The sequence below is a fragment of the Xenorhabdus sp. PB62.4 genome, assembly GCF_014467285.1.
Taxonomy (GTDB): Bacteria; Pseudomonadota; Gammaproteobacteria; order Enterobacterales; family Enterobacteriaceae; genus Xenorhabdus.
Genome location: NZ_NKHR01000003.1, coordinates 182,283 through 204,933, shown reverse-complemented (window position 1 = coordinate 204,933; position 22,651 = coordinate 182,283). Strand labels below are relative to the sequence as shown.

The window sequence follows — 22,651 nt, the reverse complement described above, 5'->3', positions numbered from 1 at the left end:
AACTAAATCAGTTCTGGTCAAAAAAATCACAAATTGCATTAAGGGCCTGCGCCCGCAATACATCTTTTTCGAATAGGATTTCGTGATGAGCCCCTTGGATAACCAGAGGCTTTTGTTCTTCTTTTCCTGTTCCCGCTTTTTGGCGTGATTCGCAAAAAGCCAGTAGCTCCCGATTACTAACTACCTTATCTTCACTCGCCTGTAACACGATGAGTGGAGTCTGAATTTTACCCGCATTTTCAACCAGATTATCTCCCATTAGCATACTTTCACGCATCCAATGGTAAGTCGGCCCGCCAAGGCGTAATTCAGGATAATCAACATAATAGCGTAAATAACGCTGATAACGTGCATAACTGTGCGTTAATAAATTGATGAAATAAGGCAAAGGTTGCCATTGCCCCGTCAACAAGGCATAAGCATTGCGTCTTCTGGCATTGGGTTCTGCCTGGTTAACCAGAAAATTCGCCAACCAGCGGGGCATGGGTAAGTTGATACCAAACATCGGCGCACATAATGCCACTGCACGAAAAACAGGTTCTTGGCAGCGTTGCAGGAAACGGCTCAAGATAGCCCCTCCCATTGAATGCGCCAACGCATAGCAATGATGATACGGACGGGACGTCACTTCCAGCTCAATGAATTTCGCAAGGTCATCCACGTAATGTTCAAACGCTTCAACATGACCTTTTTGTCCATCATCCAACATTCGCCCTGAACGCCCTTGTCCACGATGATCAATAATAAAAATATCGTAGCCTAGATGGTAAAAATCATAGGCTACTTCGGGGTATTTCACGTAACTTTCACTGCGACCGGGCAAAATAACGAGTGTTTTGTCATGATGAGGTGAACAAAAGGAGACATAATGGATGGGAATATCATCAACGCCCATAAATTGCCGCTCTTCTCTCGTTCGCCAAAAATCCAGTAATAATCCATTCGTAAAGGCAGAGAACTGAGGTTCGCGGTTTAACCAGCTTTCTTTCAATATCTCAGGTGCCATTTATCTTCCTCGGTTCAGTACCCTTCGGTTATTCAAATCCCTCAAAATGCTCGCGGATAAGCGTCATAAACGCATCGCCAAAACGCTCTAGTTTTCTCTGCCCAACCCCATTGATTAGCAAAAGCTCATCAGGTGTAATCGGGCACTGTTCTGCCATCTCAATTAACGTGACATCGTTGAAGACGACAAAAGGCGGAATGTTATTTTCATCAGCAATGGATTTACGCAGTTTGCGCAATTTCGCAAATAATTTACGATCATAATTGCCACTGTATGATTTGTTTTGCTGATTACGGCTTTTCAGGTTTTGGATACGCGGTACGGCAAGTTGTAAAGGTACTTCGCTCCGTAATACAGGCCGTGAAGCCTCTGTCAATTGCAATGCAGAATAATTGGCGATGTTTTGGCTAATCAGTCCCAAGTGAATAAGCTGACGCAAGACGCTCATCCAATGTTCCTGACTTTGCTCCTTACCGATGCCATACACGGGCAGTTTGTCATGCCCAAAATCTCTAATGCGTTGATTATTCGCACCACGTAACACTTCTACAATATAGCCAATCCCAAAACGTTGTCCAACGCGATAGATGCAAGATAATGCTTTCTGCGCTTCCACCAGCCCGTCATAACGCTTGGGTGGGTCAAGGCAAATATCACAGTTGCCACAGGCTGTCTGGCGGCTTTCACCAAAGTAGTTCAGCAAAACCAAGCGCCGGCAAGTCTGTGCTTCCGCAAATGCCCCCATGGCATTGAGTTTATGTCGTTCAATATCTTGTTGTTCACCAGCCGGCTTTTCTTCCAGACAACGGCGCAACCACGCCATATCCGCAGGATCGTAAAACAGCACAGCTTCAGCAGGTAAACCATCTCGCCCCGCACGACCCGTTTCCTGATAATAAGACTCGATATTACGGGGAATATCAAAATGCACGACAAAACGCACGTTGGGCTTGTTAATCCCCATACCAAATGCAACGGTTGCCACAACCACCTGCAAATCGTCACGCTGGAAAGCATCCTGCACCCATGCACGTTGATTGTTTTCCAACCCTGCATGATAAGGTGCAACGCTTAATCCACGCTTTTGCAAACGCTCCGCGGTTTCTTCCACTTTAGTCCGGCTATTGCAGTAAATAATTCCGCTTTTTCCCTGCTGAGCACGCACAAATGCCCAGAGTTGATCGAGCGGTTTATATTTTTCTACCAACGTATAGCGAATATTGGGGCGATCAAAACTGCTGATATGGATAATCGGTTCATGTAATTCCAATAAACGCACAATATCCTGACGAGTGGTTTTATCCGCCGTTGCCGTCAGTGCAATCACAGGAAGAGCTGGGAACCGATGACGAAGCTGGCCCAGTGCCCGATATTCCGGGCGAAAGTCATGTCCCCACTGGGAAATACAGTGGGCTTCATCGACAGCTAATAAAACGGGCTGCCAGTCATGAAGCTGCTCGAGAAAGTTATCTGTTACCAAGCGCTCAGGGGCAATATAGAGTAGTTTAATGATTCCCTGACGACAGCGTTGAATAATATCAAACTGCTGTTCACGGCTTTGCGTTGAATTCAGACATTCCGCTTCTACGCCATTTGCCCGCAATTGGTCAACTTGATCTTTCATCAACGAAATTAATGGCGATACGACCAGCGTCAGCCCATTTTTTACCAATGCCGGGATTTGATAACACAACGATTTACCGCCTCCCGTTGGCATAATCACCAGACAGTCGCGCCCATCAAGAACGGCGTCAATAACCTGTTGCTGTCCCGGACGAAATTGCTGGTATCCGAATGTTTTTCGTAATGCTTGTTCAGCCAGCGATGCCGTGCTGATGAGTTCTGCGGTAGACACGCTTTTCCTCAATCGTTACTAAAAAAAGCCTAAAAACAGGCTGTAAAAAATACAGACGCGATCTAAGCGCCTGCATATTACGCTATCTCACTGTCGTAGCAATGAGTCATAGCAATTACAGCATATCATTCAGCATGACACCGATACCAAAACGGGTCTGCTTGAAATTATAATCAATCATTGATTCGCCATAACCGCAAAAGAGCTGCGTATAAAAACGAACATGCTTCGATATTGGATAACTCCAACCCAACTCTCCGCCACCATAACCGCTATTCCAGTTATAACGCCCTTGAGCGGTAAATACACTGTCTCCCCAGATATATCCTACTTTAAGGCGGTAATATCCCATGTAGCGACTCATGTCTGGGTTATCATCACGGTGGGAGCTTTCTGGCAGACGATACCACGGTTTTAAATCCACCTGCCAATTACCGTTTTGCGCCATAAAACGCGCATAGAGGCGGTTCCAGCTACGAGAAGTGGCCTTCGGACGTCCATTTGATTGATGGTTAAATCCCATCTCAACTTCCCGCAGATGCCAGCCAGCAAATTCATAATCAGTCAACCATGCCAGAAAAAGTTGTGGTTCATAATTCGTTTCACGGAATGGTGATGACTCTTTCTTATTACTGAGCTGCCACCATGAGCGCTGGGTGTAGGAAGCGCCAAGCAACGAATCCTTACCTACAATATCTCGCCACAGTGGGAAGCCAAAACTTATTTGAAAACTGACTTCATCCTTGCGGGCGTGATCCGCCCAATCGTAGCTATTAATTCCCGGCTTATTAATCCTGCCGCCATAAGTATAAACAATGTAATTCGTATCATAGGGGTAAAGTATTAAAGGAGATTCTTGCTTACCTAACATCGTCGAAAGCACACTTCCTCTCACTTCATCAACCTGCTTTTCTGCTGCGTGAGCCAATGGTGATAATAAGCAGGTAATAACCAGTATCTTCCATAACAAACGCATTTCTGGTTTTCCTATTGTAATAATTCCAAACTAAAAATTTTCGCTTATTCTACACGCGACATGGTTATTTTTTGTAGTCCGTTTTTTTTTAATGAATCGTTTTTCGAAGCGCTTCACAGACTGGCAAGGTCGATAATAAAAGCATAAACTTAACAAGTTATTAACCAAAAGAACCATTAAAATATCAGTGGATTTACTTCTTATTACCAGGAAACCCACCTATGGAAAATATACAGCGAGCAGACAGAGCATTAACATCAGAAGAAACATTAACACCAGAAGAAGCCCGTAAATTTATCGGCGAATTGTTTGTTTATCATATGCCATTCAATCGACTTCTGGGACTTGAGCTGCTCCGCTTTGAGCAAGATTACGCAGAATTACAATTTTGCAATCAAGAAAGATTAGTCGGAAATATGGTTCAGAAAATTCTGCATGGTGGAGCCATCGCTTCCATACTGGATGTTGCCGGAGGGCTGGTTTGTGCAGGCAGTGCCCTGACTACATTAGACACACTCACAATTGCAGAGATGCAAAAGCGTCTGCCGACTGTCGGCACGATTGATTTACGCGTGGATTACCTGCGCCCCGGACGTGGTGAAGTGTTTACCGCCAGTAGCAATATTATCCGTGCTGGCAATAAGGTTTCCGTCGCCAGAATAGAACTGCACAATGAACAAAAAGTACATATTGCCAGTGCAACAGGGACTTATTTAGTTGGCTGATATTTTTATGAGTTAAAGACACTAATATCCTAATATCCGAAATACAATTACCCAAAATATAATTACCCGAAATATAGCTACCCGAAATACAAATCCAAATTAAATAAAGGAATGTGCCAGCAAAGCATATTCCTTTTTTATGAATATTCACAACGGTCAGACAGACTCATTTCCAACCCCACCTTTCGTTTATAATTTACTGATTTATATAAATTATTAAGTGATTCCAATCACACAAGTCAGATCATTTTTCATACAAAAAAAGGCCGTGCTATATCCTTCTTTGTGTTATCTGAACGACAAGATTTTGAAGTGATAGCAGAACACACCCACGATAGCGCTAAATATGGGGAAACAATTATGTCATTGAAAAAGGGCAATCAATCCTCTAGTGGACTCCTGTTCACGCTGAATGCAGGTAGCCTGTCGCCGGAAACCTTTGTAGTGACGAATTTCACTCTGACAGAGGATTTATCGTATCCCTTTCAGCTTAATGTTGGACTGGCGAGTGCCAACCCTGCCATCGATTTTTCGGACGTACTCGACCGTACAGCAACATTAACCATTTTGCAGGAAGGCGTTGAACAACGCAGTATCAGCGGCATGGTAGCCCAATTTGAGCAAGGTAATATTGGTTTGCACCAAACCACCTACCAGATGAGTATTCGCCCCGATCTGTGGCGGACCACATTGCGCCAAAACTCACGTATTTTCCAACAACTGGATATCAAGACTATCATTACAGCCATCTTGAAAGAACATGGCATTCGGGATGTTGTGTTCAGTCTACGACATTCACACTCAGAGCGGGAATTCTGTGTTCAGTATCAAGAAAGCGACTTTACTTTCCTTCAGCGTTTGACTGCCGAAGAAGGCATCTTTTACTTCTTTGAGTGCAGTAATGGGCGCAACACGCTGGTCTTTGCCGATGACGCCGGTTCCGTACCACCAGGTATCGTGCTCCCTTATCAACCTAGCGGAAACGGCAATCTGGGGGAATCTAGTGTCAGTAGCCTGACAAGCAGCGCACAAGTTAAACCCGCACAAGTTCAGCTTAAGGATTACACCTTCAAGAACCCGGCATGGGCGGCAGAATTCAGCCAGCAGATGAAAGAAGACAATCTGCAACAACGCTATTACGAACATTACGACTATCCGGGACGTTTCAAAGACGAGCAACACGGCACAGATTTTACCCGCTACCGCCTTGAAGCACTGCGCAATGATGCCATAACAGGACAAGGTAATGGTCGAGCCATTGCTGTACAACCGGGACGTTTATTCACTCTGAGCAACCATCCACGCGAAGCATTGAATCAACCATGGCAGGTGATCTCTTCTATGCACACTGGCTATCAACCACAAGCGTTAGAACAAGAAACAGGCGGTGATGGCACTACGTTGCATAGCCAATTTAACTTTATTCGTCAAACCCAGACCTGGCGCCCTTCTCCACTCCCCAAACCTATCGTTGATGGGCCGCAAATCGCCAAAGTCGTCGGGCCTGTGGGTGAAGAGATTTTCTGTGACCAATATGGTCGTGTCCGCCTTCAATTTCCGTGGGATCGCTACGGTCGCAGTGATGATCAAAGCTCCTGCTGGATACGTGTTACACACCCGTGGGCAGGACAAGGTTGGGGGATGCTGGCCATTCCTCGCATCGGCCAGGAAGTTGTGGTCGATTTTCTGCACGGCGATCCTGACCAACCCATTGTGATTGGCAGAACCTACCATGCCAGTAACATTCCTCCGAGTGGATTGCCGGGCAGCAAGACCCAGATGTCTTTTCGCTCCAAGACTCATAAAGGCGAAGGCTATAACGAGCTGTTATTTGAGGATGCGAAAGGAAGTGAACAACTTTCCCTGCATGCCCAGAAAGATATGAATACCACCGTCCTGAACGATATGAACACCACTGTCCTCAACGATCGTACCACACATGTGAAACACGACCACACCGAAAGCATTGGCAACAATCAAGTGATATCAGTGCGTAAAGACCGCATTAAGGAAGTTATCGGTGAGGAAAGCAGCGTCATTCAAGGTAATCGGCAAGTTAAGGTGGAAAAAGATAGCCTGCTCAGTGTCAAGGACAATGTTTCTATCAAATCGATCAATGGTGGCATCCAAATCAGCACAGCCGGAGCCAGTATCACATTGGACAAAGAAGGCAACATCCATCTCACCGGCAAAAATATCATCATCAACGGTAAGGATCAGGTTCAGGTGAACTAAGCAATGATGGCGAAAAATGCTCCAGATCAGACAGTCAACACACCTGAAACACACGTTAAAAAACAGAGTGATAAAGGAAGGCACCATGAATAAACAAGCCTACCAGATGAACGAAGGAACCCTCTCTCTTCCAGCTAATTGGCGTGATGAATCCATGCACGTGTTTGTCCTGCCGGATGACAGTGGCGTCAATTTGGTGATTAACCGAACACCCGTGCCGACAGGCTCCGACCACACCGCCTACTACGCCCAGACATTGACTCAGTTTGAAACCCATCTCCCCGGTTATAAGGAGCACCAAAGGCTGGAGATAGAGCTGAGCGGTACACCTGCCTGGCGACTGGATTACCAATGGCAAAGCCCGGAAGGCGAGATGCACCAGACCGTAGTGCTGCAAATACGGGGCAATTTGTTGCTGGCGTTTAATTTGACTTCCCCCCAGCCGTTTGAGGAAGGGCAACGCAACGCCCTGCTGGCAGTTGTCAGCAGTTTCCAGGCGACCTGACCGGAGGCCAGCTATGGGACTAATGGATGAAATTGTCACTCGTACCGCGCGGGTAGGTGCCACCCATGCAGGCAAACATCTTTTGCCTATGGAGCGAGAGCTAGGCCCTGCTGCTGCGCGTGAAGGAGATCCTATTCAGCACAGCAGTTTCTTAGGGGCACTTGCAGGTGCCGTTGTAGGTGCGTTGATTGGTGCTGCGATCTTTGGGGCTGCGGCATTTCTGATCGGCGCAACGGGCGGATTGGCTGCGATAGCTGTTGGCGCCCTGGTCACATTTGCTTTTGGCGATCTTATCAGTAAAGCCAGTTCCGCAGTCACGGACGCAATAAATAGCTGTAGCCCGCCAGACGGCACTATCGCCAGTGGTTCCCCCAACGTTTTTATTGAAGGCAAGCCAGCGGCACGGGTAGAGTTGGACACCGCAGATTGTAAAAAACATTCAGCACCACGCATCGCTCAGGGTAGTGAAAGTGTGTTTATCAACAAAAAACCAGCGGCGCGGATCAAAGATAAGCTGGAGTGTGGCGCGACTATCAAAGGCGGTGCAAGCAAAGTCTTTATCGGCTCAGGACAAGGCACCTATCTTGAGATACAAGAAGAGTTCTCATTCTGGCAACGTGCCTTACTCGTTGCAGTGGAATTTCTCGTTCCGCCATCACGGGGAGCCATGAAAGGCTTTGCAAAACTGTTTACTAAAGCAGGTCGGCAAGCTGTTATTAAGGGTGCTCAAAAAGGCGCTCAAGTAGCTGCCAAAAACCTCCCCGGAAAAATCAAAAACATTGTCACAGGCAAAAACATCAGTTGTGTCAAAAATGCTTTCAAACAGAATAAGGGCCTGAAGCGTTATACGGAAAGTGCCAAAAAATTCTTTACGGGAGACCCGATAGACGTTACTACCGGTGCTCTGTTTGACCAACGCACTGATATCGAGTTAGGGCAGACGATACCGCTGCAATTTATCCGCAGTTGGTCACCCGGTCATCACGGATTGCTGGGGGAAAACTGGCTGGATAACTTCTCCGAATGTGCCCTTGTCACAGGGGATCGGATAGAAATTCTGACGACAGAAGGCGCCTCACTCTTCTTTGCCCTGCCAGCCAGTTACGATTACAGTATCAACCCTGAACACCCCAATTTCAGACTGAGCCGATATAAGCAAGGCCTTATCCTGAGTGATCGCGACAGCTTAATCAGTAAATATTTTACCTTCCCCGCGACTACCTTCCCTACAACTGCGGAGACTGATCCAGAAAAAGAGAGCACCCAACGTTTGTGGCTGACCGAATATCGCGACAATAACGATAACACCATCCAGTTCCATTACAGTGAACAGCACCAACTGGTTAAGGTTACCCATAGCGATGGCCCAGAATTAGTGTTGCTATACCGCGAAAATGGATTACTGAAAGAGATCCGTCGTACCGATAATGGCCTGAATGAAATGCTGGCACGTTACGGTTATCACGATAACGGCTGGCTGGCCAATGCAGACAGTACACAAGCCTATCACTTGTTTTATGAATATAACGAGCAGGGCTTAATTAGCCGCTGGTCTGATCATGATCAAACTGCGGTGGATTACGTCTACGATCAACAGGGGCGCTGTATCTATAGTGTGGGTTCCGGTGGTTTCTATCCGGTTCATCTCTCCTATGAACCAGGCATCACCCATTCAACCACGCCACAAGGCCATACGACGACCTGGCATTACAATGATGAGCAACAAGTGACACAGGTAGAAACGCCGTGCGGGAGTGTCACTCGCTATGAATACGATCAATGGGGAAATCTGCGCAGACAGATTTTACCGAAAGGTGAAATCATTACCCTCGACTATCTCGCAGATACCGGATTGGTGACTACCTTTACCAATGCCATCGGCGCAACGTGGCACTATCACTATGATGATACTGATCGCCTTATCAGTATGACCGACCCGCTCGGACGTGTTTGGTGGCAGCAATTCGACAATAAAGGTAATCCTGAGTGTTTTATCGCACCAGATGGGCATAAAACCACTCTGACCCGTAATGAGTTTGGCTTAATAACTGCCGCAGAAGACAGTGATGGCAATAAGCGCAGTTGGGAATATGACCGCCATCAACGTCTGACAAAATTGTTTGATGAAGAGAACCGTAGTCTGCAACTGGGTTATGACAGCCAGGATCGCCTGCGACGGATGACCACTGGCGGAGGCGCTCTTTGGCGCTGGGATTACGATCGTCATCACCGCATTTCCTTAAGTGACCGCCCCAATAATAGTCTTGAACGTTTCCGCCATGATCGCCACGGTAACCTGACCGAATGGACAGATGCCCACGGCGTAAAATGGCAGATTGAATACGGGCCATTTGATTTACCTGTTGCACGCGTGGATGGGGAAGGAAACCGCTGGCAATATCGTTATGACCTTGACAGCCTGCAATTGTTGGAAGTTATCACGCCACAAGGAGAAAGCTACCGCTATACGCTGGATGCAGACGGGCAGGTGATTACCGAAACGGATTATGCAGATACCCAATGGCACTACGCTTATGACCTCAATGGTAACTGCATTGAAAAACGCGATGCTCTGTGTAATATCACGCGCTACGAATACGATGCTGCACAACGGCTGACAGCCGTACATACACCGGAAGGCACCACCCGCTACCGCTATGACATCATCGGACGTCTGCTGGAAATCGCCGCACCTGACACTACTCCTTTAACATTCGAATACGATGAACAAGGCCGTATTATTCGGGAAACCCAACCACACGGGGAAATTCGCCACGAATATTCCGATAACACCACAACAGAAAGGCAGCTCCACACACCCGATGGCCGGCTCTGGCAGGCAAAAACCGCCATTAATAAGGTTGGAGAGCTTAATTTACTGACCATCAATGGTGACCATACCCTGACGCTGGAACGGGATGAAGATGGGAACGAATGGCACCGCCAGTCCGATAAAGGTTTTATCCTGCGTCAGGAACATTCGTTAATGGGACTGCTCATTTCCCAACGTGCCGGACGTAACACTGAATTTTTTGCTGCTCATGAAGTGGCAGATATCCCGCAACCGACATTGGCAGGGTTAGATCGCGAATATCGTTACGACGATGCACTTAATCTGGTAGCAGCAAATGATGAACGGCAGTGGCTACGCTATGTGGTTAATGGTAATGGGCAAGTAACCTCAGTCAGTGATGGTGAGCGGTTACGGGAGCATTATCAATATGATGCCTGCGGTTATCCATCCCGCCGTTTTGATGGAATCAATGAAATTGACGGGGAATGGCTTTACCAGAAAGGGCATCGGCTGAGACGTTTGGGCCAGCATCTATTTGAATATGACGATGCGGGTCGGATGACGGCAATGCAGTTATGGGAAGAAGGTCATCGCCCTGCTCTGACAAAATTTCGCTGGAACAGCCAAAATCAGCTTATTAGCGTACTGACACCGGGCGGTCAGCAATGGAAATATCGCTATGATGCCTTTGGGCGACGCACTGAGAAAATTTGCAAGCAAGCCGGAATGCGCACGACCTATTTGTGGGATGGCGATGTTCCGGCAGAAATTCGTGAGTATCGCCATAATCGGCTGTATAGCATCCGGCATCTGGTGTTTGATGGCTGGCAATTGCTGGCGCAGCAGGTTCAGTTTTTTACGCTTGATCCAGAAAACCGTGATGAACTGATTGCGGGAGAGATCCAGACACACTATGCGGTATGTGCACCGACTGGGGAACCACTGGCGTTGTTTGATTCGGAAGGGCATCGGGTTTGGCGCCAACCTGTTCATTCTCTGTATGGAATGCGTCTTGGGATATCGGGAGAAAATTCACAATTTGATTCAGGACTGAAATTCGCAGGGCAGTGGCTGGATGAAGAGAGCGGGCTGGTCTACAATCGGTACAGATATTATTCTCCAGTAGCTGGGCAGTATCTGACGCTCGATCCGATTGGGTTACAGGGTGGTTTAAATCTTTACTCATACGCTCCAAATCCGCTAACATGGTTCGATCCATTTGGGCTAACAAGTTGTAGAGGAAGTGACGGTCGCTTTAGAAGCGCTCAAAATATTCAGGAAGAAATAGCAGGTTTGCCTAACTTTACCGGAAAAAAACCCGGCCAAATACGTCAGACATTACGCAATCGCGGCTACTCGTCTGTAACTGCTCGTAGTGGCGGTGAGATTTGGACAAAAGCTCTACCAGATGGAAATACTGCTGCAGTGAGAATGGATCCAGCCATGCGAAGAGCGCGACCCAGAAATTATGCAGATGAAATTCCACATGTTCATATAGAATCTGTACCTTCTTCTGGAGTTATAAATGGTAATTATGGTGGAAGTAATAATCCTCCAGCACCTGTAACAAAATATGATGCATTAGGAAATATAAGCGTTAACCCTACAGACACACATATTCCAATGAGTCCGGGTCGAGCACCATATAATAGGTAGTTGATATGAATAGTACCAATCGGGATAAGCTTGTTGCACTTTATGAAAAGCTAGAAAGTTCTTTCTCCGAAAATCTATCAAATGATGATCTTAGGAAATTAGTAGATTTGTATATGATCGCAATAAGTAACTATGATAGAGATATTATGGATTCTATTTCTTTTTATGTTCACGAATATGGAAATAGAGACACCAAGGAATATATTTTAAATAAAATAAAGCATGATCATAACAATTACTTAGAGCGAGAAATAGGATATTTAATTGACCTTATAAAATAATTTCTTATGTTTATTCATAACTGAATAAAAAGCTGGAAAGATCCGTATGATCTTCCGGCTTTATTTTTTTAGGAACGGCTCAATCCCTGCCCTTAGTTGCTGTTGTAGTCACCAATCAGTTCCCACATTATCAGCTTAATGTCACTGAGCTGGTCTTGCTGGCGCTGGTACTGTTGCTTGATACTGCTGGTGTCGTCGCTGTCAGGAATAAGCACCAGACCACCATTCATAATTTTAACGGTAGTGTGCTGCCAATATCGAATCTTGCCGCCTTAAGCCACTGGCCTTTAAGATGGATCGCAGGCGGGGCACTGGCCTTATCATTTTACGGGACATATCCCACGGTGTAATAACGCTCAGCTTCCGCAAATTTATTCAATGAATTATCCAATCGCTAAAACATCCACAACAACGATTAACAGCCTGCCACTCTAGGTATATGATACCCAAGTATAACGAACAAACTTCCAGCGGCATCTACCCTGAATCTCACTTAACCATTATCAAAAACCAACACCAAAAATCTCACAAGACATTGTTTTTAATATTAATTAATCAATATGAGAATAGATTATGAATTCAAGAACCAAAGCAGAATCGGAGATCTTGGCAGGCAGGGCTGTCGATGCTGTCGTCTATGTCTGGTATCCCTGTAAGAGGTTCTATTTCGGGCATGCTTCTATTTATATAGGGGGTGTGCCGAGATATCCTTGGACAGAAGACTTCAATTCAGAAGATTCAAGCAATCCAGTGTCTTCTTACTGTGCAGGAGGAATGAGGTTCACAACAATACGTAATAGAATACGTCCGACAGATGATAACTATGTCAGTTTCCTTGCTGATCCAAATATACAGCGGGGAATTTTATCATGTGCAGGTGTCTTTAATAATCTTCGGGGAGATTTTGCCGTCCCCCCTCATTTGGAATATTATCTGATTGGCTTAGATGTTGTAAAAATGCAACACGAAAAGAATAAAATCTATAATGGAAAAATGTATGGCAATCTCCAAATGAACCATAGTTATAACCCCCTTAATAAAAATTGCTCAACAATGGTTGCTAAGATATTAAAAGCGGGTGGAGTTGAAAATGTATTAGGCCCAGGCTATTCCATGAGTCAATGCCGGACACCGAAAGATGTTGCACAGTTATGCAATAAGCTAAGAGACCATAATATGGCAGTAAAAGTAAGAGGGCTGGATTGTCCAGATAAGCTGAAAATACCATTTAGGTCGTTAATGGGTTTTAGATAACTATATTTATCCCTCGCCAATATTGACCTCTGACCTGTTCCCTTTAGCTCCCCGCATAACTATCCATCAGGGAAATCAGTCAATCTCATACTGACCATCATTCATTTCAAAGATATTGCCCAATGTTATCACATGTAGTTATTTTAGAAAAAAAGCGAAGTTCAAGGCACCAAAAAAGATTATTCCACTGTAAAATTCCGCTAATTCTAGCATAATATGCTGATAAAATAGACGATTAAATTTTATTAGTTCATTAGGTCATTAATACCTTGTAAATCATTCATCCCGATGCCACATTGTATAGGTTATGGGCTGATACCCTCACATCTCTTCTTAATTCTCTAAACATTCAAGGATATTATGAGCAACCAACAGACTGCCAAAGGTATCTTGTATGCCTTAGGAGCCTATTTTATTTGGGGGCTGGCTCCCATTTACTTCAAGAGCATACAATATGTTCCCCCCGATGAAATCGTATCGCACCGTGTTATATGGTCTGTATTTTTTATGGTGCTGATGCTGACAGTCACTCGTCACTGGCGTCAGGTCTGGGCGATTGTCCGTCAACCAAAGACCTTGTTATTGCTAGGTTTTACCGCCTTCACGATTACCAGTAACTGGCTGACTTATATTTGGGCGGTCAATAATAACCATCTGCTTGAAGCGAGTCTGGGATATTTTATTAACCCTCTGGTGAGTGTGTTGTTTGGCATGTTGTTCCTTGGTGAACGTTTCCGCCGTATGCAGTGGATTGCCGTATTATTGGCATTTACAGGCGTACTCATTCAGATAGTGCAATTTGGCTCTGTACCCGTGATTGGCTTGTACTTAGCAACGACATTTGCCGTCTATGGGTTGATCCGCAAAAAACTAGGGGTAGATGCACAAACAGGTATGTTGATTGAGACAGTTTGGGTATTTCCTGTCGCTCTGAGTTACCTGTTGTTCTTCACCAATAGCCCAACCAGCAATATGTTGGAGAATACATACTCCTTGAACCTGATGTTGATTGCTGCCGGTATTATTACGACTGTACCACTGTTGCTCTTTACCGCAGCGGCGGCACATCTTCGTTTGTCCACGCTGGGTTTCTTCCAGTATCTTGGCCCAACCATGATGTTCTTGTTAGCAACGCTGGTTTATGGTGAGAAGATTGGCCCAGATCGTTTGATCACTTTTGGCTTTATTTGGGCTGCGTTGATTCTGTTTACACTGGATGCGCTTTATACGCAGCGTCGTTTGCGGAAATAAATCAGCATTATTACTGAACTGACCCAAAACTGTCTTGGTAAATAGGGTCAGTTCTTGTTGAAAAAGAAGAATGGATTCAGAATAGGATAAGTTCGCCATCTTCTGAGCTTATTTTCAATGAAGTACCACACGCCTCAGCATAGCGTTCAAGTCGGGATAAGCTCGCATTGATTGCGTTGTTTTCCAATTTGCTGACTGCTGGTTGACTAATTCCCATTCTTTCAGCAAGTTGACTACTATTTAAACCTGCTTTCTTCCTCATATTAATGAGAAACTCTCTCATTTCTTCTTTTTTCTTCTCAACCAAATACGCTGATAAAACTTCAGGATCTTGAAGCAGTGTAGCTTTAACGTCAGAGTATGGGATACCTTTAACTTTCATCAAGTAACTCCTTCAGTCGTTTTAATGCCAGTTCAATTTCTGAGGTTGGTGTTTTTGCACTTTTCTTGATAAAGGTACGAAGAATATAGATTCTTCTGTCTTTCTCAAATGCAAAAAAAGTCCTCGATATATCTTTCCCGTTTGTCCTTAATTCAAGAAGCTGTCCTTGGATAGGTTTCGTATCTGGGTAACGCAATTCATAACCTCGCATTTCCAGCTTATCCAGCGCATTCAAAACTTTAGCTTTTATTATTTTATTTAACCGGGAAATTTCATTCAGCACTTCAGGGTGAAACTCTAGTTGAAACATATTCCCCCTCAATTAAGCATAAACGCCCTGCCAAATTTGATAGTTAGCGTATAATAGAAACAATTATAACTCAAGAGCTATATATTACTTATAAGTTATAAATTTTATAGTTCCCACAACAACTCTCTGTATTAAGTAAAATTACTGAATACAGATACCACTCTAATAGATTTCAAATCGCAGTATAACGAGAGACAGCCCCCAGAAACATAGCTGACTATGTAACTGGGGTCGGCAGAAAAACCAACAAAGCGACTAGTTAAAAAATGAAAGCCGGAATGATTACAGCCAGTTTTTCCGTTTAAAGTAGAGGTAAGGAGCCAATCCCGCCGCAATCATCAGGCCGATAGCCGCAGGATAGCCGAATGTCCAATGCAGCTCCGGCATAAATTCGAAGTTCATTCCATAGCTGGAAGCCACCAGCGTTGGTGGCAGGAATACCACAGAAACAACGGAGAAAATTTTGATAATCCGGCTTTGTTCAATGTTGATAAAACCCATCGCGGCCTGCATCAGGAAGTTAACTTTCTGAAACAACGATTCGTTGTGCGGCAACAGGGATTCAATATCCCGCAGAATTTCACGAGCCTGCTCCAATTGATTGGCAGGCAAACGGGCACGGCGCACAAGGAAGTTCAGGGCGCGTTGGCTATCCATCAAACACAGGCGAACTTTCCAGCCAATGTCTTCCTGCTCTGCAAGGTTAGACAAAGCCGAATCAAATTCATCCCCCTGTTTGCCTTCCATAATGACCCGGCTCAGGGATTCCAGCACGCTGTAGATATTTTCAATGACATCCGCCAATTGTTCGATTTTGGTTTCGAACAAGTCCATCAGCAGTTCATAGGCATTCCCGTCAACCATTGTCTGGTTACGGGCGCGCATTCGGTACAATCGAAATGCAGGGAGTTCACGCTCTCGCAATGTGTAGAGACGACCGTCACGAATAGTAAATGCGACTGTCGAGTTGCCGGCATGGTCTTCGGCGTCTTCGAAATAGAAGAATGAGTGGACGTGCATACCATCTTCATCTTCAAAAAAACGGGCCGACGCCTCAATGTCATCCAATTCTGTGCGGGTCGCCAAGACTTGTCCCAGCTCATTCTGGACGCGGAGACGATCATCATCACCCAATCCCACTAAATCTACCCACATGGAGTCAGATAACTGATCACCTTCTTCAAGTTCAAGACGGAGCAGGCGATTATTCTCTAATTTAAATGCGTTCAGCATGTACCATAAGTCTCCTTATACTCCCTACGTTTATCGTAAGGCGCGAATGTTACGCTTAGAAGAAAAAGCCTGTCAACATTCGACCGGATTATTGGCCCGTTTCGAGTCTGGCATAAGCAGCCACCAGCCACTTAATGCCTTCACCCTGAAACGCGATTTGCAAGCGGCAATGTTCCCCACTGCCTTCTATATTGATAATTGTCCCTTCACCAAATTTGGGATGGCGTACGCGTTGACCCAGTGCATAACCACTATCGCTGGCACTGATCGGCGTACCCAGCCGTTTGTGACTGACCGGACGGGATACTGTAGCTCGCAAACGAACTTCTGTTACACATTCTGTCGGCAATTCACCAATAAAACGAGATGGACGGTGGTACACTTCTTTACCATATAAGCGACGACTTTCAGCATAGGTCAATGTCAGTTTTTGCATCGCCCTTGTGACACCCACATAGGCCAAACGACGCTCTTCTTCCAGTCGTCCGCCCTCTTCAATGGACATCTGGCTCGGGAACATGCCCTCTTCCATGCCCACAATAAAGACTTGCGGAAATTCCAGACCCTTTGCCGAGTGCAAAGTCATCAATTGCACAGCATCCTGATAAGCGTCTGCCTGGCTTTCCCCAGATTCAAGCGCCGCATGAGAAAGGAAGGCTTGTAATGGCAGTAGATCCTCGTCTTCATCCTGATAACTGAATTGACGAGTTGCCGTCACCAATTCTTCAAGGTTTTCGATACGCGCCTGCGCTTTTTCACCTTTTTCTTGCTGATACATCGCCCACAAACCAGAATCGCGGATAATACGATCAGTTTGGACATGCAGCGGCATTTCTTGTGTTTCTGTTTCCAGCGCTTCAATTAATTCTATGAAACGCTGCAATGCCGATGCAGCCCGTCCTGCCAGCACTTTTTCCTGAATCAGCGACAGGCAACTTTCCCATAAGGTTTTTTGCTGATCACGCGCCACTTGGCGTACAACATCAAGCGTTCTGTCACCAATGCCGCGTGTCGGTGTGTTCACCACACGTTCAAAAGCCGCGTCATCATGACGGTTTGCCACCAAGCGCAAGTAAGATAAGGCATCTTTGATTTCCTGACGCTCAAAGAAGCGCTGACCACCATAAATGCGGTAGGGCATGGAGGCTTGTAACAAGGCTTCTTCCAGCACTCGAGATTGAGCGTTACTGCGATACAGAATCGCACACTCTTTCAATGCTCCGCCATTATCCAACCAATGCTTGATTCGGCCAACCACATAACGGGATTCATCCAGTTCATTGAAGGCGCAATACAATGAAATAGACTCGCCTTCGCTCCCTTCTGTCCACAAATTTTTGCCCAAACGATCGTTGTTATGCGCGATCAAGGCATTGGCAGCCTTAAGAATATTACTGGTCGAACGGTAATTCTGTTCCAGACGAATAGTTTCCGCGCCCGGAAAATCTTTAAGGAAACGCTGGATATTTTCCACCTGCGCACCACGCCAACCATAAATAGACTGGTCGTCGTCCCCGACAATCATTACCTTGCCGCTATCGCCAGCCAATAGATGAATCCAAGCGTATTGAATACTGTTGGTATCCTGAAATTCGTCTACCAGAATATTAGTAAAACGTTCCCGATAATGTTGCAGAATCTGCGGCTTATTCAGCCACAATTCATGAGCACGCAACAGCAACTCAGCAAAATCGACCAATCCGGCGCGATCACACGCTTCCTGATAGGCTTGATAGATTTTCAGCCAGGTTGCTTCCACCGGATTGCCGTAGCTTTCGATATGTTGCGGACGCAAGCCTTCATCTTTTTTACCATTGATGTACCACATACCCTGACGAGCCGGCCACTGTTTGTCATCCAGATTCATTGCCTTGATGATACGCTTGATTAAGCGATGCTGATCTTCACTATCAAGGATCTGAAAATCCTGTGGCAGGTTGGCATCAAGATGATGGGCTCGCAGCAAGCGGTGGGCAAGGCCATGGAATGTACCGATCCACATTCCACCCTGACTGGTGCCAATCAGGCTTTCAATTCTATGGCGCATCTCAGCGGCGGCTTTATTGGTAAACGTGACCGCCATGATGGAAAACGGTGAGGCATTTTCAACTGACAGTAACCAGGCGATTCGGTGAACCAATACGCGCGTTTTCCCGCTACCAGCCCCTGCCAGCACCAACATATTAGTACGAGATGCCGCGACCGCTTCGCGTTGTTTATCATTCAGGCTTTCGAGCAGATAAGAAACGTCCATAATTACCATCAGTTATTTGCAATGACTCAGTATCACTGTTTTTTTATACAGATTACAATCTGAAATTATATCAGTGCTATCAAAGAAGCCAAATCAGAAATCTCAACATGTGGAACCAAGCGCCCTTCGGGTTCCTGCATCAGATCTTTATTCTCAATGTTAATCCAACACGCCTGCATTCCACTGTACAGGGCACCTTCGACATCTGTATTTAAGTTATCCCCCACATGCAGGATCTGATTTATCGGCAGATTCAACCGTTCAGCCGCCAGACGGTACATATCCGGGTAAGGCTTGGAACGCCCATCCAATCCGGCTTTCAGCACAAACTCGAAATAAGGGGCAAGCCCACATGCCTCAGGTTCAGCATTCCCATTGGTGATTGCGACCAACGGAATTTTTTCCGCCAACGCGGATAAGGTCTTATAGGTCGATTCCGGAACGGTGATTTTATTACGCCAGTACCTAAAGCAAGACATAATCTCATCCGTGCCACGTATCGTTTCCTCATAGTTAAAACCGTGATGGTTAAACATCAGCTCAGCGGATTGCCGACGCCATGATGTAACGTCATGATAGATTTCAGGCTCTTGTTCAAGGACAGCCTGACGATATAAATACAGATCTTCACGCTCAAAGTAGCGAAATTTGGCATCGTACTGCCTGATAAAACACAACACTTCTTTTTCGGTTTTATCGATCACAGGATGGTTATCGTAAAGAGTATCGTCCAGATCGAATGTCATCGCAGCAAACGGTGCGAGAGGCCGATAAAAACGCATTATGATTTCCCTCGTTTAGCTCTGGGGTGGGCGACATCATAGACTTTGGTCAAATGCTGGAAATCCAGATGCGTATAGATCTGAGTCGTTGACAGGTTGGCATGACCAAGCAATTCCTGTACAGCACGCAGATCACCACTGGATTCCAAAATATGCGTAGCAAAAGAGTGGCGCAATTTATGGGGGTTGATATGGCTATTTACGCCTTGCCGGATACCCCATTGCTCAAATCGTTTTTGTACGTTACGGGCAGAGATCCGTTTTCCACTCTTGGTGGAAATAAAAAGCGCATTATCTTCTGGCTCAAACAGCTCCCGCATTTCCAGCCAACGCTGAAGCCATTCCTGCGCCATATGGCCGAACGGCACTTTACGCTCTTTGCTGCCTTTGCCGTGTACCCAAACTTCGCCACCTTCCAGATCCAAATGGCGACAATCAAGGCCAACCAACTCAGACAGACGCAGGCCCGCTCCATACATTACTTCCAGCATGGTTCTGTCACGCACTGACAGAGGATCATTCAAATTAATGTTGAGTAATTGATTAACTTCATCCACATCCATGTTTTTCGGTAAGTGTCTTTTTTTACGGGGCGCACTGACACTTTTAGCAGGATTGGCATCCAACTTTCCCTGTGTCATCATCCAGTCAAGAAAACTGCGTAAGGAAGAAAGACGCAGGGCGAGGCTGGCTGACTGCAATCCTGCCCGGCGACTGCGAGAAGCAAACATTTTGACTTTTGCCGGATCAAGCGCCTGCCACTCACAAACTCCTATCTCCAGTGACATTTCCGCCAGAACGGCCAAATGGCGTCGATAGTTGGTTATCGTGACCGGGCTTAAGCGCCGTTCAACCCTCAAATAGTGTAAAAAGGCTTCGACAGGCTCCAACAGCAGATCGATAGGCTGGTTCATGCGCGTTCAATCCAGCGGGATAATAGCCCCGGCAGCAGTTTCGCCAAATGGCCGAGAAGGTCAGTTCCCATATCTTCATGATAATGCCGTTTATCATGGCTATTGAAAATCACCATACCCAAATCCCCCTGTGACCCTAAAAGGGAAATCGCTACAGAACCAACATGACGCGCTTGTGGCATCAGTAATAAAATTTCCGGGCCATGCAAAATACCAAGGTAATGATTTGTATCACCAAATCGCTTTATGCGGACAGGTTCAAAAGAATGGCGGGATATCGCCAATTCCGGTGAGTTCAGTGGTGCCCCAAGATGCCATTTATCACTGAACAACCGAATATAGCTGTTACTTAATCCAAGTGTTTTTGTCCATGAACTCAAACGGGAAAGAAAATCCTGTAAACTTTTGGCACCAGAGAGATCTGACAGTAATTGCAGCAGGCTGCTAAATAGCACTTCATTTTGTTTTGCCTGCTCCATCAAATGGATTAAATCATCTTCCAAATAACGGATGCGTTTCCTCTGGCGGTTCATATGCCATTCCATTAAAGAAACGCACTCCCGCACCGGATGGGGAACTCTTATATTATCGACCAGATTGGCATTGCGGATAAAAAAATCTGGATTATTCAGCAAATAATCCACTACCGCTTGATCATTCAGTCTGTCTTCGATACGCAATGGTTCGTCTTTTTCACCCATTTTCCAATGCCCCATATTCCAAGAATGACTCAATAAACACAGAATCAATCACAAATGAATCGTGCCGTCATAAACGTGGGTTGCAGGCCCGGTCATAAAGAGAGGTTTGCCCGGCCCGTCCCAACGAATCTGCAAAGAGCCGCCCGGAAGATCAACTTGAACCTGCTTATCCAGAAGATCTTGCTGGATACCTACCGCCACGGCTGCACATGCACCACTGCCACACGCCCGTGTCTCGCCCGCTCCACGCTCAAAGACCCGCAGCCGAATACGGCCCCGATTCATAATCTGCATAAAACCGACATTCACCCGCTCAGGAAAGCGCTCGTGATTTTCCAACACAGCCCCAAGCACTTCCACATCAGCCGTGTCTATATCTTCAACTTGTATGACACAATGAGGATTTCCCATCGACACTACACCACACAGTACCGTGCGTTCGATCGCCCGGATAATATAGGTTTTCTCAGCTTTATTGGCCCGAAAGGGAACGCGTTGCGGCTCAAAGTCCGGTTCCCCCATATTGACACAGACTTGATCATCATTTGTGATGCTCAATACCATCCGACCTGCTCGCGTACTGACTTTAATATCACGCTTATTCGTCAAGCCCTTCAAACGAACAAAACGGGCAAAGCAGCGCGCCCCATTACCACACTGAGAAACCTCGCTGCCATCTGAATTAAAAATACGATAGTGAAAGTCTAAGTCAGGATCATAAGGTGCTTCAACAATCAGAAGCTGATCAAAACCTATCCCGGTATTCCGATCAGACAGACGGCAAATTAATTCTGGAGAAAAATAAACATTTTGGGTCACTGCATCAACGACCATAAAATCATTGCCGAGACCGTGCATTTTGGAGAACTGCATATACGACTCCAAGAAAAATCACATTACCGACTCACTGTCTTTGAGCATCCGCTGGCGTACTGTCTGACGTGCTCTCTGGCTGCACTTTATCCACCTTCTTCACAGGAGCCTGTGTTGCAGATGCCTCCGCAGGTGGAAAATAAAGAGGGCCTTTCAAACCGCAACCAGCCAGAGAGAGTAGTGTTATGATAGTCAATGACCAACGGAGTTGTTTTTTCATCATATTAATGCCTGTGATTCATGCGCCAATACTCTCTATAATCGCAGCTAGGCCCTGAAAAGCAAATAGGAAATAAACATGAACGATAGCGAATTTCATCAATTAGCCGATCAATTGATGCTTCATCTTGAAGAACAACTGGATAATTACGATGGGGATGCAGACATTGACTGTGAAACCAATGGCGGTGTGATGACGCTAAGTTTTGAAAACGACAGCAAAATCATCATCAACCGTCAGGAACCTTTCCATCAAATTTGGCTGGCAACCAAAAATGGAGGGTATCATTTTGATTATCGTGATAATCAATGGATTTGTGATCGCAGTGGTAACGATTTTATCTCCATGCTGGCACAAGCCATTACAGAGCAGAGCGGTGAAGCATTTCACTTTTCGTGACCGCCTTTTACAAGCGCCTAAAAAACAGGCGCTTAATGTTGCGGC

The 22,651-nt window shown here is 45.8% G+C and carries 22 protein-coding genes; 8 read left to right on the top strand and 14 right to left on the bottom strand.

Annotation, left to right across the window (positions count from 1 at the left end):
* Window positions 1–7 precede the first annotated feature (7 nt).
* From pldB to pldA, 3 genes are all read right to left on the bottom strand, one after another.
* A complete protein-coding gene (gene pldB / locus Xenpb_RS04175; RefSeq protein WP_187653221.1) occupies window positions 8–1,006 on the bottom strand; it encodes a lysophospholipase L2 in 999 nt (332 codons plus the stop codon).
* Between the two features lie 28 nt (window positions 1,007–1,034).
* Window positions 1,035–2,861: an ATP-dependent DNA helicase RecQ gene (gene recQ / locus Xenpb_RS04170; RefSeq protein WP_187653220.1), complete on the bottom strand. Its 1,827-nt coding sequence runs from the start codon at window positions 2,859–2,861 to the stop codon at window positions 1,035–1,037.
* Between the two features lie 115 nt (window positions 2,862–2,976).
* On the bottom strand, window positions 2,977–3,837 hold the full coding sequence (gene pldA / locus Xenpb_RS04165) for a phospholipase A (protein WP_187653219.1): 861 nt from the start codon (window positions 3,835–3,837) through the stop codon (window positions 2,977–2,979).
* A gap of 221 nt (window positions 3,838–4,058) precedes the next feature.
* Here pldA and Xenpb_RS04160 point away from each other — a divergent pair, with 221 nt between their 5' ends.
* The 5 genes from Xenpb_RS04160 (at window position 4,059) to Xenpb_RS04140 (ending at window position 12,033) form a co-directional block, all read left to right on the top strand.
* Entirely contained in the window at window positions 4,059–4,562 is a 504-nt protein-coding gene (locus Xenpb_RS04160) for a thioesterase family protein (protein WP_187653218.1), read from the top strand.
* 360 nt (window positions 4,563–4,922) lie between these two features.
* A complete protein-coding gene (gene tssI, locus Xenpb_RS04155; RefSeq protein WP_187653217.1) occupies window positions 4,923–6,797 on the top strand; it encodes a type VI secretion system tip protein TssI/VgrG in 1,875 nt (624 codons plus the stop codon).
* A gap of 85 nt (window positions 6,798–6,882) precedes the next feature.
* Window positions 6,883–7,302, top strand: coding sequence for a DUF1795 domain-containing protein (locus tag Xenpb_RS04150; RefSeq protein ID WP_187653216.1), 420 nt, complete (start codon window positions 6,883–6,885; stop codon window positions 7,300–7,302).
* A gap of 13 nt (window positions 7,303–7,315) precedes the next feature.
* Window positions 7,316–11,752, top strand: coding sequence for an RHS repeat-associated core domain-containing protein (locus Xenpb_RS04145; protein ID WP_187653215.1), 4,437 nt, complete (start codon window positions 7,316–7,318; stop codon window positions 11,750–11,752).
* A 5-nt stretch (window positions 11,753–11,757) separates the two neighbouring features.
* On the top strand, window positions 11,758–12,033 hold the full coding sequence (locus Xenpb_RS04140) for a hypothetical protein (protein WP_187653214.1): 276 nt from the start codon (window positions 11,758–11,760) through the stop codon (window positions 12,031–12,033).
* Between the two features lie 92 nt (window positions 12,034–12,125).
* On the opposite strand, the gene Xenpb_RS19860 is transcribed toward Xenpb_RS04140, so the two are convergent.
* Both Xenpb_RS19860 and Xenpb_RS20415 read right to left on the bottom strand, forming a co-directional pair.
* Entirely contained in the window at window positions 12,126–12,248 is a 123-nt protein-coding gene (locus Xenpb_RS19860) for a hypothetical protein (protein WP_255523021.1), read from the bottom strand.
* 11 nt (window positions 12,249–12,259) lie between these two features.
* Window positions 12,260–12,331, bottom strand: a complete 72-nt coding sequence (locus Xenpb_RS20415) for a hypothetical protein (RefSeq protein ID WP_368666796.1) — start codon at window positions 12,329–12,331, stop codon at window positions 12,260–12,262.
* 275 nt (window positions 12,332–12,606) lie between these two features.
* On the opposite strand from Xenpb_RS20415, the gene Xenpb_RS04130 reads away from it, so the two are divergent.
* A complete protein-coding gene (locus tag Xenpb_RS04130) occupies window positions 12,607–13,287 on the top strand; it encodes a hypothetical protein (RefSeq protein ID WP_187653213.1) in 681 nt (226 codons plus the stop codon).
* Between the two features lie 360 nt (window positions 13,288–13,647).
* Window positions 13,648–14,538 carry an EamA family transporter RarD gene (gene rarD / locus Xenpb_RS04125; RefSeq protein ID WP_187653212.1) on the top strand — a complete coding sequence of 297 codons (891 nt, stop codon included), beginning with the start codon at window positions 13,648–13,650 and terminating at the stop codon, window positions 14,536–14,538.
* A 76-nt stretch (window positions 14,539–14,614) separates the two neighbouring features.
* Here the strand turns inward: rarD and Xenpb_RS04120 are convergent, their stop codons facing one another.
* The 9 genes from Xenpb_RS04120 to Xenpb_RS04080 all read right to left on the bottom strand — a co-directional run bounded on the left by Xenpb_RS04120 (window position 14,615) and on the right by Xenpb_RS04080 (window position 22,207).
* Entirely contained in the window at window positions 14,615–14,920 is a 306-nt protein-coding gene (locus tag Xenpb_RS04120; protein ID WP_187653211.1) for a helix-turn-helix transcriptional regulator, read from the bottom strand.
* Complete coding sequence (locus tag Xenpb_RS04115) at window positions 14,910–15,230, bottom strand: type II toxin-antitoxin system RelE/ParE family toxin (RefSeq protein WP_187653210.1); 321 nt, start codon at window positions 15,228–15,230, stop codon at window positions 14,910–14,912. The genes Xenpb_RS04120 and Xenpb_RS04115 overlap by 11 nt, the downstream gene beginning before the upstream one ends.
* A 282-nt stretch (window positions 15,231–15,512) precedes the next feature.
* Window positions 15,513–16,463 (bottom strand): magnesium/cobalt transporter CorA, encoded by a 951-nt coding sequence (gene corA / locus Xenpb_RS04110; protein ID WP_187653209.1) that lies wholly within the window; start codon window positions 16,461–16,463, stop codon window positions 15,513–15,515.
* A gap of 88 nt (window positions 16,464–16,551) precedes the next feature.
* Window positions 16,552–18,726 carry a DNA helicase II gene (gene uvrD, locus Xenpb_RS04105; RefSeq protein WP_187653208.1) on the bottom strand — a complete coding sequence of 725 codons (2,175 nt, stop codon included), beginning with the start codon at window positions 18,724–18,726 and terminating at the stop codon, window positions 16,552–16,554.
* A gap of 56 nt (window positions 18,727–18,782) precedes the next feature.
* Window positions 18,783–19,499 (bottom strand): 5-amino-6-(5-phospho-D-ribitylamino)uracil phosphatase YigB, encoded by a 717-nt coding sequence (yigB, locus tag Xenpb_RS04100; RefSeq protein WP_187653207.1) that lies wholly within the window; start codon window positions 19,497–19,499, stop codon window positions 18,783–18,785.
* On the bottom strand, window positions 19,499–20,413 hold the full coding sequence (xerC, locus tag Xenpb_RS04095; protein ID WP_187653206.1) for a tyrosine recombinase XerC: 915 nt from the start codon (window positions 20,411–20,413) through the stop codon (window positions 19,499–19,501). Before xerC ends, yigB begins: the two co-directional genes overlap by 1 nt.
* On the bottom strand, window positions 20,410–21,114 hold the full coding sequence (locus Xenpb_RS04090; protein WP_187653205.1) for a DUF484 domain-containing protein: 705 nt from the start codon (window positions 21,112–21,114) through the stop codon (window positions 20,410–20,412). The genes xerC and Xenpb_RS04090 overlap by 4 nt, the downstream gene beginning before the upstream one ends.
* Before the next feature lie 48 nt (window positions 21,115–21,162).
* Window positions 21,163–21,987, bottom strand: coding sequence for a diaminopimelate epimerase (gene dapF, locus Xenpb_RS04085; RefSeq protein WP_187653204.1), 825 nt, complete (start codon window positions 21,985–21,987; stop codon window positions 21,163–21,165).
* Between the two features lie 31 nt (window positions 21,988–22,018).
* Window positions 22,019–22,207 (bottom strand): lipoprotein, encoded by a 189-nt coding sequence (locus Xenpb_RS04080; protein WP_099112782.1) that lies wholly within the window; start codon window positions 22,205–22,207, stop codon window positions 22,019–22,021.
* A 78-nt stretch (window positions 22,208–22,285) separates the two neighbouring features.
* On the opposite strand from Xenpb_RS04080, the gene cyaY reads away from it, so the two are divergent.
* Window positions 22,286–22,606 carry an iron donor protein CyaY gene (gene cyaY, locus Xenpb_RS04075; RefSeq protein ID WP_187653203.1) on the top strand — a complete coding sequence of 107 codons (321 nt, stop codon included), beginning with the start codon at window positions 22,286–22,288 and terminating at the stop codon, window positions 22,604–22,606.
* The last annotated feature ends 45 nt before the right edge of the window (window positions 22,607–22,651 follow it).